Origin of the sequence: Salinicola sp. CR57 (assembly GCF_003206585.1) — a bacterium.
In the GTDB taxonomy this organism is placed as follows: domain Bacteria; phylum Pseudomonadota; class Gammaproteobacteria; order Pseudomonadales; family Halomonadaceae; genus Salinicola; species Salinicola lusitanus.
The window spans coordinates 112,809-129,625 of record NZ_PZJL01000005.1 but is presented as its reverse complement, the minus strand read 5'-3'; the positions used below and the strand labels follow the sequence as shown (position 1 = coordinate 129,625).

15 protein-coding genes are annotated in these 16,817 nt (G+C 64.0%); 7 read left to right on the top strand and 8 right to left on the bottom strand.

Annotation, left to right across the window (positions count from 1 at the left end):
* Window positions 1-190: 190 nt before the first annotated feature.
* Both DOM56_RS07200 and DOM56_RS07195 read left to right on the top strand, forming a co-directional pair.
* Complete coding sequence (locus DOM56_RS07200; RefSeq protein ID WP_110708160.1) at window positions 191-619, top strand: DUF2231 domain-containing protein; 429 nt, start codon at window positions 191-193, stop codon at window positions 617-619.
* Entirely contained in the window at window positions 616-2,049 is a 1,434-nt protein-coding gene (locus DOM56_RS07195) for a sorbosone dehydrogenase family protein (protein WP_110708159.1), read from the top strand. Before DOM56_RS07200 ends, DOM56_RS07195 begins: the two co-directional genes overlap by 4 nt.
* A gap of 81 nt (window positions 2,050-2,130) precedes the next feature.
* Here the strand turns inward: DOM56_RS07195 and lldD are convergent, their stop codons facing one another.
* The 3 genes from lldD to DOM56_RS07180 form a co-directional block, all read right to left on the bottom strand.
* Window positions 2,131-3,327: an FMN-dependent L-lactate dehydrogenase LldD gene (gene lldD / locus DOM56_RS07190; RefSeq protein ID WP_110708158.1), complete on the bottom strand. Its 1,197-nt coding sequence runs from the start codon at window positions 3,325-3,327 to the stop codon at window positions 2,131-2,133.
* A gap of 195 nt (window positions 3,328-3,522) precedes the next feature.
* Window positions 3,523-5,223 carry a pyridoxamine 5'-phosphate oxidase family protein gene (locus DOM56_RS07185; protein ID WP_198655712.1) on the bottom strand — a complete coding sequence of 567 codons (1,701 nt, stop codon included), beginning with the start codon at window positions 5,221-5,223 and terminating at the stop codon, window positions 3,523-3,525.
* 28 nt (window positions 5,224-5,251) lie between these two features.
* Window positions 5,252-5,905, bottom strand: coding sequence for a glutathione S-transferase (locus DOM56_RS07180; protein WP_110708157.1), 654 nt, complete (start codon window positions 5,903-5,905; stop codon window positions 5,252-5,254).
* A gap of 143 nt (window positions 5,906-6,048) precedes the next feature.
* On the opposite strand from DOM56_RS07180, the gene DOM56_RS07175 reads away from it, so the two are divergent.
* Entirely contained in the window at window positions 6,049-6,945 is an 897-nt protein-coding gene (locus DOM56_RS07175; RefSeq protein ID WP_110708156.1) for a LysR family transcriptional regulator, read from the top strand.
* A gap of 127 nt (window positions 6,946-7,072) precedes the next feature.
* Here DOM56_RS07175 and DOM56_RS07170 read toward each other — a convergent pair whose 3' ends face one another.
* A complete protein-coding gene (locus tag DOM56_RS07170) occupies window positions 7,073-7,834 on the bottom strand; it encodes an SDR family oxidoreductase (RefSeq protein WP_110708155.1) in 762 nt (253 codons plus the stop codon).
* 157 nt (window positions 7,835-7,991) lie between these two features.
* Between DOM56_RS07170 and DOM56_RS07165 the strand changes: the two genes are divergently transcribed.
* The 4 genes from DOM56_RS07165 (at window position 7,992) to DOM56_RS07150 (ending at window position 12,064) form a co-directional block, all read left to right on the top strand.
* Window positions 7,992-8,579: a TetR/AcrR family transcriptional regulator gene (locus DOM56_RS07165; RefSeq protein WP_110708154.1), complete on the top strand. Its 588-nt coding sequence runs from the start codon at window positions 7,992-7,994 to the stop codon at window positions 8,577-8,579.
* A gap of 319 nt (window positions 8,580-8,898) precedes the next feature.
* On the top strand, window positions 8,899-9,729 hold the full coding sequence (gene map, locus DOM56_RS07160; protein ID WP_232822218.1) for a type I methionyl aminopeptidase: 831 nt from the start codon (window positions 8,899-8,901) through the stop codon (window positions 9,727-9,729).
* A 194-nt stretch (window positions 9,730-9,923) separates the two neighbouring features.
* Window positions 9,924-11,432 carry a DUF2252 family protein gene (locus DOM56_RS07155; RefSeq protein ID WP_110708152.1) on the top strand — a complete coding sequence of 503 codons (1,509 nt, stop codon included), beginning with the start codon at window positions 9,924-9,926 and terminating at the stop codon, window positions 11,430-11,432.
* A 173-nt stretch (window positions 11,433-11,605) separates the two neighbouring features.
* Window positions 11,606-12,064: a GNAT family N-acetyltransferase gene (locus DOM56_RS07150; protein ID WP_157958178.1), complete on the top strand. Its 459-nt coding sequence runs from the start codon at window positions 11,606-11,608 to the stop codon at window positions 12,062-12,064.
* A gap of 43 nt (window positions 12,065-12,107) precedes the next feature.
* Here DOM56_RS07150 and DOM56_RS07145 read toward each other — a convergent pair whose 3' ends face one another.
* The 4 genes from DOM56_RS07145 to DOM56_RS07130 all read right to left on the bottom strand — a co-directional run bounded on the left by DOM56_RS07145 (window position 12,108) and on the right by DOM56_RS07130 (window position 16,639).
* On the bottom strand, window positions 12,108-12,584 hold the full coding sequence (locus DOM56_RS07145) for an NYN domain-containing protein (protein WP_110708150.1): 477 nt from the start codon (window positions 12,582-12,584) through the stop codon (window positions 12,108-12,110).
* A 118-nt stretch (window positions 12,585-12,702) separates the two neighbouring features.
* On the bottom strand, window positions 12,703-13,731 hold the full coding sequence (locus DOM56_RS07140; protein WP_110708149.1) for a methionine synthase: 1,029 nt from the start codon (window positions 13,729-13,731) through the stop codon (window positions 12,703-12,705).
* Between the two features lie 54 nt (window positions 13,732-13,785).
* Complete coding sequence (locus DOM56_RS07135; RefSeq protein WP_110708148.1) at window positions 13,786-14,769, bottom strand: DUF1852 domain-containing protein; 984 nt, start codon at window positions 14,767-14,769, stop codon at window positions 13,786-13,788.
* A 490-nt stretch (window positions 14,770-15,259) separates the two neighbouring features.
* On the bottom strand, window positions 15,260-16,639 hold the full coding sequence (locus DOM56_RS07130; RefSeq protein ID WP_110708147.1) for an NAD-dependent succinate-semialdehyde dehydrogenase: 1,380 nt from the start codon (window positions 16,637-16,639) through the stop codon (window positions 15,260-15,262).
* Between the last annotated feature and the right edge of the window lie 178 nt (window positions 16,640-16,817).

The following is a 16,817-nucleotide window of genomic DNA, read 5'->3' as shown; positions in this document are numbered from 1 at the left end:
TCCTGAAGTCCGCGGCCTGGCCGCCATCGCCGTTCCTGCCGACGCGTTCGGCGGGAACGGACGCGTGATCGGCATGTTGAGGGCTCGACGAGTCAACTACACTTTCCCCAATGGACGGGATGTCTCCCCCCGACAAGGCCCTTGCCACCCCGGTGACGTGTCTTCGTTTGACCAGCAAAAGGAGCTTGCCATGATTGCCACTGCCGAACGACCGGTCCGCACCGGGCCGAATCCACTACACGGAATGCTGCTTGCCGGCGGCTTCCCGCTCTTCCTGGGTGCCGCGCTGAGCGACTACGCGTATTTCACGAGTTTCAACATCCAGTGGGCCACCTTCTCCTCCTGGCTGATCGCCGGTGGCCTGGTGTTCTGCGGCTTTGCGCTGATCTGCGCGCTGATCGGGATCTTTCGCCCCGCCGGCAGCCGCGGCCTCTCCATACTCTACTTCGTGCTGCTGTTGGTGACTTGGGTCCTCGGCTTCGTCAATGCTCTGGTCCACGCCCGGGATGCCTGGGCGATGATGCCAACGGGCCTGACCCTCTCGGTGGTCGTCGCAGTGCTCGCGTTCGCCGCCATCTGGATTGGATTCACCAGCCGCAAGAGCGGAGGTTACTCATGAGACACGCCAACAGATCAACCCGCTTGCGTTATGCCGCCCCCTTGTCGATCCTGCTGCTGGCGGGAGGCGCCCACGCCGTTGACGACGATCAGCAGTATGGCGCCAACCCGGAGCTGCCCGATCCCCAGCGCGGCCTGCTGCCCAACATGAGCGTCCCCGAGCAGGCGCCCTGGGATGACAAGCTACCCACGGTACCGGATGGCTACAGCATTCAGGCCATCGCGACCGATCTCAAGATTCCGCGTCAGACACTGGTGCTGCCGAACGGCGATATCCTGGTTGCCGAGGGCAGTGGCGGCCACGCCCCGAAACTCAAGCCGAAGGACTTCATCGCCGGTGTGATCAAGGCCAAGGGCAAGACCTCGGTCCAGGGTGGCAACCGCTTGACGCTACTGCGTGACAGCGACGGAGACGGCACCTACGAAGAACAGACGGTATTCGCCGAGAATCTCGACGCGCCCTACGGCCTCGCCCTGGTCGGCAACGACCTCTATGTCGCCAACCAGGGGGCACTCGTTCGATTCGATTATCAGCAAGGCCAGACCCAGGCCAGCGGCGAGCCCGAGCTCGTGACGCCGCTGCCCGCCGAGATCAACCACCACTGGACCAAAGCGCTGACGGCAAGCGCCGACGGGCAGACGCTATACGTCGGGATCGGCTCGAACAGCAATATCACCGAGCGTGGCATGGAAGCCGAGGTGGACCGTGCGGAAATCTGGGCGATCAACCCGGAGACCGGCGCGCATCGCGCCTACGCTACCGGCGTGCGCAACCCCACTGCGCTGACCATCCAGCCTGGAACCAACCAACTCTGGGCCGTCGCCAATGAGCGTGACGAGCTCGGCCCGCATCTGGTGCCGGACTACCTCACCTCCATCCAGGATGGCGGCTTCTACGGCTGGCCGTACAGCTACTGGGGACAGCACATCGACCCGCGAGTGAAACCGCAGAACCCGGAGTTGGTCGAGTCGGCGATCGCCCCCGACTACAGCCTGGGCTCACATCGCGCGCCCCTGGGTGTCGCCTTCTCCAATGATGCCGTGGGGGGTGGGTTCACTGATGGCGCCTTCGTCGGCGAGCACGGCAGTTGGAACCGTGCCGATCCCGTCGGCTACAAGGTCGTCTTCGTGCCGTTCGAGAACGGCGAGCCTGCCGGCGATCCCGTCGACTTCGTTTCCGGCTTCCTCACCGATGACGGCAGGACACGGGGACGCCCGGTCGGTGTGACCGTTGCGCCGGATGGCTCGGTGATCATCGCCGACGACCTGACCAACGCGGTGTGGCGCGTCACACGGGATGATGCGGGTCAACCCGCCAATGACGAGGACGGCGCTGCCATGTCCGAGGACGATTCCACGATGACTGGCGGAGAAGCCGACGCCGCCAGCGACGATCCGGCCGCCGCGGACGAGACCGACAGCTCGACCTGATCACGACGGCAGGATCGACGATGCCCCACTGGCGCAAGCCAGCGGGGCATCGTCGTAACGACCGAAGGTAACTTCCCGGGTTCAGAACTTGGCGGCTTCCGGCGACGCCACTGCCGGGCGCTGCTCGCGCGCCAGCGACTCCACGGCCGATTCCAGATGGCTGGCATTGATATCGGCAGGCGAGTGGGCACCGATCAGCGTCATGGTCACGCGCAGGTCCGCCGCGATCAGCTCCAGCAGATGCGAGACGCCGCGCTCGCCATCCGCCGCCAGCGCATAGGCGTAGGCCCGGCCCAGCAGCACCCCCTTCGCGCCCAGCGCCAGCATCCTGACCACATCCAGCCCGGAGCGAATGCCGGAGTCCGCCAGCACCGTCAGCTCGTCACCGACGGCGTCGACGATATGCGGCAACGCCCTCGCGGTGGGGATGGCGCCGTCGAGCTGCCGTCCGCCATGATTGGAGACGATGATGCCGTCGGCGCCCATGCGCACCGCATCCCGGGCGTCTTCCTTGTCCAGCAGCCCCTTGATGATCAGATTGCCCTTCCAGCTATCGCGGATCCACTCCAGCTCGCTCCAACTGATGGAGGGATCGAAGTTCTTGGCCAGAAACCCCATGTAGTCGTCCATGTTCATCTCGCGGCCGGTATACGCCTCGATATTGCCGAACGACAAAGGCTTGCCCTTGAGCGCGACGTCGAGCGCCCACCGGGGGTGCGTCAGCGCCTGGACGGTCTGGCGCAGTTTGGCATGGGGGCCGGACATGCCGGAGTGGCGGTCGCGGTAGCGCGAGCCCGGCAGCGGCATGTCGACGGTGAAGACCAGTGTCTTCATACCCGCCGCCCAGGCGCGCTCCAGTGCGTTCTGCATGAAGCCGCGATCCTTCAGCACGTAGAGCTGGGACCATAATTCTCCGCCAGCGCCCTTCGCCACCTCCTCGATGGAGCAGACCGACACTGTCGACAGTGTGTAGGGAATGCCGGCCTTTTCCGCCGCCCTGGCGGCCTGGACCTCGCCGCGACGCGCGTACATGCCGGTCGCCCCGACCGGTGCCAGCGCCACCGGCAGCTTCCAGCGGCTGCCGAGCACCTCGGTCTCGAGCGCCGGCGTGCCGCCGCCCTGCAGCACCCGCTGACGCAGCGGAATGGCCTGCAGGGCCTCGACGTTGCTGCGCATCGTGCTCTCGGTCACCGCGCCACCGTCGAGATAGTCGAACAGAAAGCGAGGAACACGCCGCTTGGCAGCTCGGCGGTAATCGGAAGGGCCTGAGATGATCATGGATTCGCCTTAACGCTCGGTTCGGGAGCAGTGAAAAAGTCGCTCGGTTCGGGAGCGATGAAGAAGATACTCGCCGCACGGCGAGGGGAAACGGAAGCTGCGATGACTCGCTAGCGTACCAAGTCTCCTTGCAGAGGCGCGGGTCTCGAGATTAGGACTTTAGTCGGAGTCGCCGACCCTGGCGCGGCTGGCGTCTCACCCCGCCGGACCGAAGGTCTCGAAGTCGATCCGATCCGCCGCGACACCGCGCGCCTCCAGCCCGGCGCTGATCTCGGCGAGAAACCGGGCCGGGCCGCAGAGCAGATAGCTCGCGTCCGCCCCAGCGCCGAGTTCGAGCAGGTCGTCGGGTGTGAGGCGGCCTTCAGTGTCGTAATCGACACCTGCCGTGTCATTCGGGCGCGGTGCACTATAGAAGATGCGTCGTGTCACGTTGCCGGCCTTGGCCAACAATTCCCCGACCTCGGCCTGGAAGGCGTGCGTCCCGCCGTTGCGCGTGGCGTGCACGAACCAGACCGGTGGCCCCTCGTTCTCCGCTTCCGCTCCCACCGCGTGCAGCATGGCCAGCATCGGCGTGATCCCTACCCCGGCGCTGACCAGCACCAGCGGCCCTCGCCGGGACGGCAGGACGAATTCCCCCGCCGGCGGGCGTGCCGCGATGGCGTCGCCGATGGCGATTCCGTCGTGCAGGAAACGTGATGCCGTGCCCCGCTCCTCGCGCTTGACGCTGATGCGGTAGATCCCCTCGGCGGGCGATCCCGAGAGCGAGTAGCTGCGACCGACCCGACCCGAATGCTGGGGAATATCCAGCTCGACCGCCAGATGCTGGCCGGCCTGGAATGGCGGCAGCGCGCCACCCTCGGGCTCGGCCAGGTAAAAAGAGGTGATCTGGTCGCTCTCTGCCACCTTGTCGACGACCGTCAGCCGCAGCGGGGCTTCTTCCTCCCGCCGCCATCGCAGGGCCAGCGCGGCCGGCCGATCGACGACCTGCTCGACGCTCACCTCGATCCAGCGCTTGGCGTTCGGATCGCGGCTCTCTCCCTGGCTCTCCTGCGGCGCCCAGTCGATGCGGGCCCGACCGGTGACCTGCAGCAGGCCGCCGGTTTCGAAATCAACGAACAGCAGTCCCACCCGGGGATCCTGGATCAGGTTGCCGAGGGTGTTGAAGAAGTTGTTGCCGGCGTAGTCCGGGATCCGCAGCGTTCCGTTCTCGGTCACTTGTACGAAGCCGGGCTCGCCTCCGCGATGAGAGGCGTCGTAACCCCGGCTCGCGCTGGGCTCCGATCCTGAATCGTGAGCGGAAACGGAGCCGGAGACGGAGCCGATGAAGAAGGTATCAGCCGCGGCGATTCGCGCACGCTGCCCGCTATCGAGTCGCTCGGAGACGGCGGCGTCCGGCGCGGCCACGAATTCGACGCGCCGCCACTCGCGCTCGCGGATGTACTGCGGGCAGTTGCCGAAGCTCTGTTGCACCTCGACGACCAGACGCTCCTGCGCCGACCGGACCACCCCGTTGAGCCGGTTGCGGCGACGCGTTGCCAGCTCGATACCGAGCAGGCCCACGTCGACCCCGGCCACGATCGCCGAGGCCAGCGGGTCCTGGGCATCGGGCGTGGCTGCCATCGCCAGCGTCCGCGCATCGGGCGTCTCGATGAAACCCTCGTCGCCCTCCAGCAGCGTGACCCAGGGTCGCCCCCGCGCATCGCCGGCGGCCATGACGATGAACGGCAACTGAGCGAAGAACTCGCGATGCTGCTCGGGCATGTGGTCACGGATGAAGCTGCCGGCCGAACTGGCCAGACTTTCCACGCCGGCGCGCCGCTGCGCTTCGAGCTCGCCTTGATGGAACGGCGTCTCCTGGAGAGTCGTCTCTTGGGAAAGCATCGTTTCGCGTGTCATGACCGACCTCCGTCCGAACGTCCTCGACTCAGGCCAGCACCGGCGAGCGCGCCATGCCGATGAAGCGGGGCAGCGCCTCGATACGCGCCAGCCAGGCCCGGACGTGCGGATAGGGATCGAGACTCACGCCGCCCTCCGGGGCGTGGGCGATATAGCTGTAGCCGGCGATATCGGCCAGCGTCGGCCGGTCAGCCACCAGCCAGTCGCGATCCTCGAGGTGGGCGTTCATCATCGTCAGCAGACCATGCGCCTTGGCCTTGGCGGCCTCGTGATCGAGCGGTGCGCCAAACACGGTGACGAGTCGCGCGGCGCAGGGGCCAGCGGCTATCTCGCCCGCCGCAATCGAGAGCCAGCGCTGCACCTGAGCTTTTTCGAGCGGCTCGTTGCCGATCCAGACTGCAGGGTCACCGTAACGCTCGACCAGATAGGTGATGATGGCGTTGGAATCCGAAAGCGTGATGCCGTTGTCCTCGATCGCTGGCACCTGCCCCAGCGGGCTGAGCTTCAGATAGGCGGGCTCGCGGTGAGCGCCATTGGCCATGTCGAGATCGACGGTGTCGTAGGGTACCTCCAGCAGGGCCAGCATCAGCTCGACGCGGTGGCAATGGCCCGACTTGGGGTTGCGATAAAGCTGTACGGGCTGATCGGTAAGGGCGTTGGTTTCAAGGTCGGCGTTCGACATGACAGGCTCCCTCATCGCGATGATGATCGGGTGATCGGAGCCGTCACTCTAGAACCACTTGGATTACGAAAGAATAGGCGCATTCTGAAAGGAACTATTTTATATTCTGAAACTATCACTCCTCTCGAGCCAAGCTGGACATCATGGACCGCCTCCAGGCCCTCAACGTTTTCGTCGCCGTGGCCGAAGCCGAGAGCTTCGCCAAGGGCGCCCGCGCCACCGGGCTCAGCGCACCCTCCGCCACGCGAGCCATCAACACCCTCGAGACCACCCTCGGCGCACGGCTTTTCACCCGCTCGACACGACAGGTCAGGTTGACCGAAGCCGGCCGGGCCTATCTCGGGGAAGTGCGCGACATCCTCGCGCATCTGCAGGCCGCCGACGACATGGCCTCGGGCGCGGCCAACACGCCGGTCGGACAGCTGCGAATCACCTGTCCGCAAGAGTTCGGGCGAATCCATGTCGCGCCGCTTCTGACCGAGTTCCTCGACCAGCATCCCCGGATTCGCGCCGACGTACTGATGGTCGACCGCATCGTCAACCTGGTCGAGGAAGGCCTGGATATCGCCGTACGTATCGGCCACCTGCCCTCATCCGAACTCTCCGCCGTCCGGATCGGTCAGGTTCGCCGCGTTATCTGCGGCTCGCCGGACTATTTCGCCACGCATGGCCGCCCGCAGACGCCGAGCGATCTCGCTTCTCATCGTGTAGTTGCGAGCGGGGCGACGCCTCCTCTCGACGAATGGCGGCTTGGCCGGGACGGGACGCAGAGCGTCAGGGTGAACCCTCGACTGACGGTCAGCAGCCTGGCCGCGGCCATCGATATCGCCAGGCGAGGCTGGGGGCTGTGCCGCGTGCTGTCGTATCAGGTTGGGCCCGATATCGAGTCAGGTAGGCTCCAGACCGTGCTGGAAGAGCACGAGCCCGCCCCGCTGCCGGTTCATCTCGTGCACGTGGAGGGGCGCCGCGCGGCAGCGAAGGTTCGCGCCTTCATCGATTTCGCCGCGCCGCGATTGCGCCAGATCGAGGGTTTGCGTTGAGGTCAGCAGAGCCGATCAAAACTAGGACCAATCTGCTTTCATCCCTCCTACCAGTAGTCTGAGAATGCCATATCCGCCGCCTCGCGACTCACGCGAAGCGGCGGGTTGCGCCGAAGTTCAGTTACGCCTAAATGCCGAAGCCGCCAGCGACATTGATGGCCTCGCCATTGACGTAGCCGGCGGAAGGCCCGGCCAGGAAACCGACGATGTCCGCCACTTCCTCCAGGGTCGCGATACGACGGATCGGGTGCATGTCCAGAATGGCGTCACGGTCGGGAAGCTCACCGGCCACGTTCGAGGCCATGTCCGTGGGCATGATGCCCGGCTGTACCACATTCACCGTGATGTTGCGCGGGCCGAGGTCGCGAGCGATGCCCTTGGCATAGCCGGCAAGCGCCCACTTGGTGGCGGCGTAATCGGCGACGCCAGCGAAAGGCACGTAGGATCCGAGCAGGGAACCGATGAAAATGATGCGACCGCCATCGGTCAGCTTGGGCGCCGCCGCCCGCGTGATCGCGATGGTCCCCATCACGTTGACCTGCCACTGACGGTTGTATTGCTCGCCATCCAGCGCGGGGTCGTCCACCAGTTGGCCCTGGATCGCGATGCCGGCGTTGTTCACCAGGATGTCGAGCTTGCCGAATTCGGCGATGACGGCGTCGATCAACGGCCTGGCGACCGAGAGATCGGCCTGATCCGCCTGGATCGCCATCGTGCGAGCCCCTGTCGACTTCAGTTGTTCCACAACCGTATTCGCCTTGTCGGCGGAAGAGGCGTAGCTGATTGCCACATCGGCACCCAGTTCCGCCAGCCGCGCTGCCGTTACCGCGCCGAGTCCCCGCGAGCCGCCGGTGACCAGCGCGACCTTGCCTTCCAATATCCGATCCATCTCTGCTCCTCCTGACCGATGACATGTCGCCTGCGGATCGAGACCTCACCGTTGACGACCCAAATTAAATAACGACCGTTACGGTAACGATGATTACGAAATGGCTCGCAGCTGTCCAGTGTTTTATAATGGCCGTTACGAAATAAAGGAGAGTCCCATGGGACGACGTCGAGAGTTCGATGTGGAGCAGGCGTTGGAGGCAGCGCTGTGCGTGTTCTGGCGCAAGGGTTACGAAGGCGCGTCCTACAACGATCTGACCCAGGCCACTGGGGTCGAACGGCCCGCACTCTACTCGGCCTTCGGCAACAAGGAAGCCCTGTTCCTTCGCGCCCTGGAGCGCTACGAAGCGCAACAGCTGGGTTTCTTGCCGGAGGCGCTCGCGCAGTCGACCTCCCGAGACGTCGCCGAGCACGTGCTCCGCGGTGTCGCCGAACTGAATACCCGCCATCCGGAGCACAGCGGGTGCTTCATCGTGAATGGCGCGCTGGCGGGGGCGGACGAGTCGGAACCCGTGCGCCAGGCGCTGATAACAGCGCGCGCGAAGGGAGAAGCCCAGCTACGCGAGCGCTTCGAACGGGCGAAGCAGGAGGGAGATCTGCCGGCAACCACAAATTGCGCCGCGCTGGCCGCGTTCTTGATGGCGGTGACTCACGGCATGGCGGTGCAGGCCAAATCCGGGTTCAGTCGAGAAGCCCTCGATACGGTAGCCGATCAGGCTCTGGCGGCCTGGCCGACGAACGCCTGATCATCAGAGGGGGAATTGCCGTTCCCCAGGTTCGATGGCGCGAAAGCGCCAAGGAAGGTGCAAAAGCCTGCCTCCGTCAAACCGTCCCGCCATGCCGTACGATCCACAATCGGATCGTGCGCTGCCGCCAGCCATTTTTTCAACGGGGATAGGTCACCGCCGATCGTCATTTCGCCCGTGCCCAGATAACGGTCTAGGGCGACCCGAGACGTTGCCGCGCCAGCTTCGAGGCTCTGTCAGCGCGAGCCAACGTGCTCGAGCGCTCGAGCTCCGCCGACGAAGCGCTCGTGGCGTGGGTTCAAGAAACCGTTGAGTTCACTTGCCGCCAACGTGGCATCATCGTGTTGCGGCCTGCAGGCTCGCGTCGGATGAACAACTCGATTCAGCAAAGGACCCAGGAATGACGGTTACCAAGCAGGCCGAACTGGAGGGGCTGAAAGCCATCGGCCGTATCGTCGCCAATACGATGCACGCCATGGCGAGGTCGATGGAGCCAGGCATGACGACGCGAGAGCTGGACGAGATCGGTAAGGCGTTGCTGGAGCGAGAGGGGGCACTATCGGCGCCACAAGCGATTTACGACTTCCCTGGAGCAACCTGCATCAGCGTCAATGAAGAGATCGCCCACGGCGTTCCAGGCGAGCGAATGATCGCGCGGGGTGACCTGGTCAACATCGATGTTTCGGCGTCGAAAGACGGCTATTTCGCGGATACCGGGGCAACTTTCCGTGTCGCCCAGGTGGAGCCTCCGCTGGAGCGTCTCTGCCGTGACGGCAAACTTGCCATGGAAATTGGCATTGCCAAGGTCTGCAGCGAAAAGCCGCTGGCGGGTATTGGCCAGGCAATCGGGCGCTTTGCCTCGGATCGGGGCTACACGCTCATTCGCAATCTCGCCAGCCATGGCGTAGGCAGATCCCTGCACGAATATCCTGAAGAAATCGCGACCTGGCCGACCCGAAACGACAAGCGGCGTATCAACAAGGGGCTCGTTCTGACCGTCGAACCGTTCCTCTCCCGGGGTGGGCTCTGGGCCGCCGAAGGGAGTGACGGATGGACGCTCTACAGTGAACCCAGCGCTCCCGCCGTGCAGTATGAACATACGGTCGTGGCGACGGATCGGGGCGCGATCATCGTTACCCTGCCGGGTTGATCATCTGCGCGCCAGCGCTATCGGTAGGATGAGACGGAGGGGCCGTTGCCGATGAACACAATTGGCGATCCGGGGCTTGATAGCGCCTGCCGGTTATCCCGCCGCCCCCATGCACGACTTCACGAAGTCGTTCATGCTGGACGTATCACCGCCCTCTCGTCATTCACCACAGTCCGCATCGGCCAGGAGCAACCATGACTCGACAATCGGAGCCCACCCGCCAAGCGCTATACGAACAGGCCCAGCAACGCGGCATCGAGGGTCGCTCGTCGATGACCAAGGCACAACTGTCGGCGGCGCTCGAGCAGAATCCGCCCAAGGAGCCCGCACCGGAGGCGGCAACGCGATTCGAGACGTTCAAGCGCCTGGCCGAAGCGGTGGCCGACGGAGAATTCGTCCTGCGGCCGCGCGCGCTGACCGGCCACGAGCGGCGACGCCACCTGCGCCAGACACTGCGCGAGGATCATCGGATGCGGATCGCCAATGGCTCCGAGGAAGGAAGCATCAAGTTCGCCAAGCTCTCCGACTCGCTGTTCTCATTCTTTCGCGGCACCGCGCTGCTGTTCTACCGCGACATGGCTGGCGACGACGCCTGGATGCCAACCGTGCTCGCCCTGGGCGACGTTCATCCCGGCAATTTCGGCGTCATGCCCAATATCGACAACGTGCCGATCTTCTCGGTCAACGACTTCGACGAAGCGTATTACGCGCCGTTCACCTGGGACATCAAGCGTGGCGCGGTGGGCTTCATGATCGCCGCGGAGGTCGAAGGCGAGCTCAAGCGCAAGCATCGCATCAAGATCGTGCGCCGATTCGTGGAGGGTTATATCGAGGAGATGGCGCGACTGGCGAGGGAAGGCACCGAGCAGGACGAGGAGATGCGCCACGACAACGCGCCCAAGTTGATCAAGAAGCTGTTCGAGGATGCCGACGAGGATCGCGCCGAGTGGCTGACCGACGACTATCTCGACGAGACGCGCAGCGGGTATCGTCCGACCAAAAAGCTGGTGCCGATCTCCTCGCGGCGTGAGGAGTTCCAGGCGATCATGGATCGCCTGATCGTCGACAACGACATCGAGATACCGGACCGTACCCGCGCGCACGATGGCGACGGCGTACGCGTGAAAGATGTCGCGATCCGGCTCGGCCAGGGCACCGCTTCACTGGGGCTCAACCGCTACTACGTGCTGATCGAAGGCCCCGGCGGCGAGGGCAAGGACGACCTGATCGTCGAACTCAAGCAGGCCCGGCGTTCCGCCCTGTCCGGCCTGGTGCCGCCCTCCCCCTACGAGATGGACTCCCTTGCCGAGCGCGTCAGCCATGCCCAGGCCGTGCATCTGGTGCGCGGTGATATCTTCTACGGGCACGTCGAGTTCGATGGCCTGAGTTATCTCTCCCGAGAGCGCGCCCCGTTTCGTGACGATATCGATCTCGACGATCTCTCCAAAAGCGAATGGAAGGACTACGCCCACATCTGCGGTGGCGTCCTGGCCCGCGTGCACGCCCTCTCCGACGAATCCGGCAGACTCGACTACGATATCGAACCCGCAATCGTCGACGCCATCGGCCCACCGGCACTGTTCACCGAGGACATGGTGGAGTTCGCTGTCGAGGCCGCCGACCGCGTGCGCCGCGACCACGAGATGTTTCGCGAGGATCATGCCCGCGGCGCGTTCGAGCATCTGGACTGGGTGCATCGGTGAGACGCCATCGCTGCGCGGCAGTCTGCCGATGTGACTGGACGGGCAAGAGTGCTGTCGCCGTTCGCTGAGGCGCCGGCACGATCAACTGGATCGTTCAGCGAGCTTGAAACTTCTGCCATGGAGGCCGTTCAACCACTGATGGAAGGGGAGCACACTTGGAAAATGCCACGCCGGTGACAATCAGCTCACTCGTCGATCGACCGGACTTTGTCGACGCCTGCGCAGCCTGGACCTACGGCCAATGGGGCGTGGGCTCGGCACGCACGCTCGAAAGTACGCTGGAACGATTCAGGCAGACCGCCGGCGACCACGATATTCCGCTCACCGTCGTGGCCCATATCGATGATCGGCCCGTCGGCATGGCGAGCCTGTTCGATGACGATTGCGATCTTCGCCCTAGTCTGCGGCCCTGGCTGGCTGCCGTGTTCGTTCACCCCGACCATCGCGGCAAGGGCGTCGCCGGTCTACTGATCGAGAGCGTGGAACAGGCGGCACGTCACCTCGGCGAAGACACGATCTATCTGACCACCCAGGACAGCCAGAGCCTCTACGCCCGCCACGGCTGGCAGCACGCCGGCATCGTCCAGTATCCGGACTGCGATCTCTACCTCATGCACAAGGCATTGAGCTGAAATCGAGGCCACCTCGCCCTACACCGGATCTCCGATCCTCGCCTCAACCCAGCAGCAGGTTGCCCTCGATGGAAATGAACTGGCTCGCCGCGTTGATGAGCGAATGCGCGGTGAACTTGGGCACGCCGTAGACTTCCACGCGTTTGCCGTGGACCTCGCGAATCTTGCGCGCCAGCAGGTCGAAGTCGCCGTCGCCGGAGACCAGCACCACCACATCCGCCCGGGCCGCGTACTCGATGGCATCGAGGGTGATGCCCACGTCCCAGTCGCCCTTGGCGGAGCCATCCGCGCGCTGGATGAAAGGCTTCAGCTTCACCTCGAAGCCGATCGTGCGCAGCGTGTTCTGAAAGCCGCGCTGCTTGGCGTCACCGCGGTCGGTGGCGTAGCAGCGCGCGGTCACCACTTCGCGGCCCGCCGTCACCCGCGCCCAGAACCGGCGATAGTCGAACTGCTTGGCGTAGGCGTCGCGTGTGGTGTAGTAGACGTTCTGGGTGTCGACGAAGATCGCGACGCTGGTCATGGGGCAGGATTCCCTGGGGTGGCCGAGCGCCGTCGCCTTTTCGTACAAACCCAAGCGAACCACAACGCGTCGGCGGGCCGTTTCCGGCCCGCCGACATCGAACTCGCTGCGGCCGAACCTAGCGGGCGAGTTCCTGGCGCACGATGGCCGCACCAGCGCTCAAAGCCTTCAGCTTGCCCTGCGCTACCTCACGAGACAAGGGCGTCATGCCGCAGTTGGTGCAGGGGTAGAGCTTGTCGGCATCGACGAACTGAAGGGCCTTGCGCAGGGTCGCGGCGACCTCTTCCGGCGTTTCGATGGTGTTGGTGGCCACGTCGATCGCCCCGACCATCACCTTCTTGCCGCGGATCAGTTCGATCAGCTCCATCGGCACATGGGAGTTCTGGCACTCCAGCGAGACGATATCGATGTTCGACGCCTGCAGCTTGGGGAAAATCTCTTCGTACTGGCGCCACTCCGACCCCAGGGTCTTCTTCCAGTCGGTGTTGGCCTTGATGCCATAGCCGTAGCAGATATGCACCGCGGTCTCGCACTCGACCCCTTCGATGGCTTTCTCCAGGGCGGCGATACCCCAGTCGTTCACCTCGTCGAAGAAGACGTTGAAGGCGGGCTCATCGAACTGAATGATGTCCACGCCGGCGGCGGCCAGGTCGCGAGCTTCCTGGTTGAGGATCTTGGCGAACTCCCAGGCCAGCTTTTCACGGCTCTTGTAGTGGCCGTCATAGAGCGTATCGACCATGGTCATGGGCCCGGGCAGGGCCCACTTGATCGGCTGGTCGGTCTGCTGGCGCAGGAATTTGGCATCCTCCACGAAGACCGGCTTATTGCGCGCGACGGGACCGACTACCGAGGGCACGCTGGCGTCGTAACGGTCGCGGATCTTGACGATCTCGCGCTGCTCGAAATCGACACCGCTCAAGTGCTCGATGAAGGTGGTGACGAAGTGCTGGCGAGTCTGCTCGCCGTCACTGACGATATCGATACCCGCCCGCTGCTGATCGTGCAGGGAGACCCGCAGTGCATCCCGCTTGCCCTCGGCCAGCTCCTCGTCCTGCAGTTTCCACGGCGACCAGAGCGTCTCAGGTTGGGCCAGCCAGGCGGGCTTGGGCAGGCTACCGGCGGTCGACGTGGGCAACAGAGTCTTCATGCAAAAATGACCTTCATAACGGGTTGATCAAAGAATGTCGTTGGAACGGATCGATCAAAGGGAATAATTAGCCGACCACTGCTCGAGCACCTGGCGGTAGGGCTTGATGAAGTGCCGCTCGGTGAACTTGCCCTGCTCGACGGCCAGTTGGCTGCGCTCTTCGCGGTCGTAGACGATGCGCGTCAGCGAGTAGTCCTGATGCTCGAGGCTCGGCTGGTAGATCTTGCCGGCGACCGAGTTGGCGTTGTAGATCTCGGGGCGGTAGATCTTCTGGAACGTCTCCATGGTGCTGATGGCGCTGATCAGTTCGAGATCGCTGTAGTCGGCCAGCAGATCGCCGGAGAAGTAGAACGCCAGCGGTGCGACGGCGTGCGGCGGCATGAAGTAGCGCACCTGCAGGCCCATCTTGCCGAAGTAGAAGTCCGTCAGCGAGGAGTCGTCGTTTTCATACTCCACGCCCAGCACCGGGTGGCGATTGTCGGTCTGGCGATAGACCTTGCTGCTGGAGACGCTGAGGCAGATCACCGGCGCCTTGCCGAGGGAGGCCCGGTAGGCGTCGGACTCGACGAAGCGCTTGAACAGCTTGCCGTGCAGGTCGCCAAAGCCCTCGGGGATGCCGAATTCGGCACGATCCCGGTTGTGCTCCGACAGCCACACGCTGAAGTCGTAGTCACGCACGTAGGAGGAGAAGTTGTTCCCCACCATGCCCGGGATGCGCTTGCCGGTGTGCTTGTCGATGATCGTCGTCTTCAGCATCTCGATCGCGGGGAAGGTGTCATCCTCGTCCTCGGCCCCCACGCTCAGCTCACCGGTGATGATATCGAGTTCGACGGCGTAGCGATCCGCCTTGGGGTTGTCCCAATGCGCCAGGGCATTGAAGCGGTTGTCGATCATCGTCAGGGCATTGCGCAGGTTCTCCTCGCGATGCTCCCCTCTTGCCAGGTTGGCGAAGTTGGTCGTGGTGCGCGTGTTCTCGGCCGGACGGTAATGCTCGTCGAACCGAACGCTCTTGATATCGAATGTGAAGTCGTGACTCATCGCGAACAAGCACCCTGTTTGTCGAGAGAGGCGCCGGCGCCATCGGCAGGCCCAGCGTCCGTCAATGCCATATTGATCAGTACGTGTTTGCCAACGTGTTGACCAATACCGTGTCTGACGTATCGATCGACAGGCGCCAGGGCGGCTGTCGTCGAAGCGGATGCGCTATTTATGCCAGCCGGCTGGATGCATGAAAAGCGATAAGATTTCAGCCCAAGATGAATCTATTTCATGATTAGTTAAAACCCTTGCCGGCCAGCCAGGGGGTTAGCGTGATGGCGGGTTCTCGCGGCAGGCGGATTCGGAGCACTTTGCCGCCCTTCTCCCATCGCCACGGCCACCCGAGTCGAGCTGCTGCGCAAGCCCCCATCGCAGGCGCCCCGTAAGATCAGCGTGCCTGCACGGCGATGGTAAACCCCGATGGTAAACTCAAGGCACCGTGCGTTAGCCGCGATCAAGGGGCCGGGGTGCCTCGTTCGAGGGGATCGATCTACTGATCCAGTCCGCTCATCAGCACGTATTTGACGTCCACGTACTCCTCGATGCCGTAGAAGCTGCCCTCGCGGCCGTAACCGGACTGCTTGACGCCGCCGAACGGTACCGACGCCGTGCCCACCGAGCCGGTGTTGAGAATGACCATGCCCGCCTCGAGCGCGCGTGACAGCCGGAACGACCGCCCCAGATCCCGGGTGTAGCAGTAGGCGACAAGACCATACTCGGTGGCATTGGCACGCTCGATCACCTCCGCCTCCGTCTTGAAGCGATAGACGGCAAATACCGGGCCGAATATCTCGGTCCGGGCCACCTCGGCATCGTCGTCCAGTTCGGTGATGATGGTCGGTTCATAGAACAGGCCGCCCTGCGCATGCGGTTTACCGCCCAGGACGATATGCGCGCCGTGCTGACGGGCACTCTCCACCAGCGAGGAAACCTTCTCCAGCCCAGCCCGATTGATCATCGGCCCGACGACGAAATCGTCTCGCATGCCCTCGCCGACCTCGATGCCGGACACCCGCTCGACCAGCTTCTCGACGAACCGATCATGAATGGCGTCATGCACGTAGAAGCGATTGGGTGAGATGCAGACCTGGCCCGAATTACGCAACTTGGCACTCACCGCGCCCGCCACGGCGGCGTCGATGTCGGCATCGTCGAAGACGATGAACGGCGCATTGCCACCCAGCTCCAGTGTCATGCGGGTCAGCGTCTGGCCGGCAGCGCTGGCCAGCCGGCGACCGACGGCGGTCGAGCCCGTGAACGAGATCTTGCGGATCCGCGTGTCGGCGGTGAAACGCTCGCCGATCTCCTGCGGATTGCCGGTCACCATTTCGAACACGCCCTCCGGAATGCCAGCCTCGCGCGCGGTTTCCAGCAGCTTGTAGGCCGTCAGCGGTGTCTCCTCGGAGGGCTTGATGATCATCGTGCAACCGGCGGCGAGTGCGGTGGCGATCTTGCGGGTGATCATAATGAAGGGGAAGTTCCACGGCGTGATGGCCGCCGTCGGGCCGACCGGCTCCTTGACCACCATGATCTGGGCATTCGCCGCGTGGGTGGGAATGGTATCGCCATAGACACGCTTGGCCTCTTCCGCATACCACTCGATGAAACCGAGGCCGTACTCGATCTCGCCGTAGGCCTCGGCGAGACACTTGCCGTTCTCCTTCACCATGAGCTCGGCGAAGGCGGCCTTGTCGTCGCGAATTCGCTCGAACCAGCCACGCAGAAAGTCACCACGCTCTTTCGCCAGCTTGCGTGACCAGGCGGGAAAAGCGGCGCAGGTACGGTCGATCGCCGCGTTCACTTCATTCAGGGACATGGCCGGCGCTTCACCGACCACCGAGCCATTGGCGGGATTCAGGACTTCGATCATGGTGCTGTTCCTCAGGAGTGGATGGCTGAGATACCAGGCTTCGAACCCTCGCTGGTATCGACCTCCTCCCGTTGAGCTCGGGCAGGAGACGCATTGCATGATAGAAAGCCGAATCCCCATCCACGATGGCCCAGAATCTCCCGTTATTGCCTAAACCTCTTGATCGCCAAGAATATCC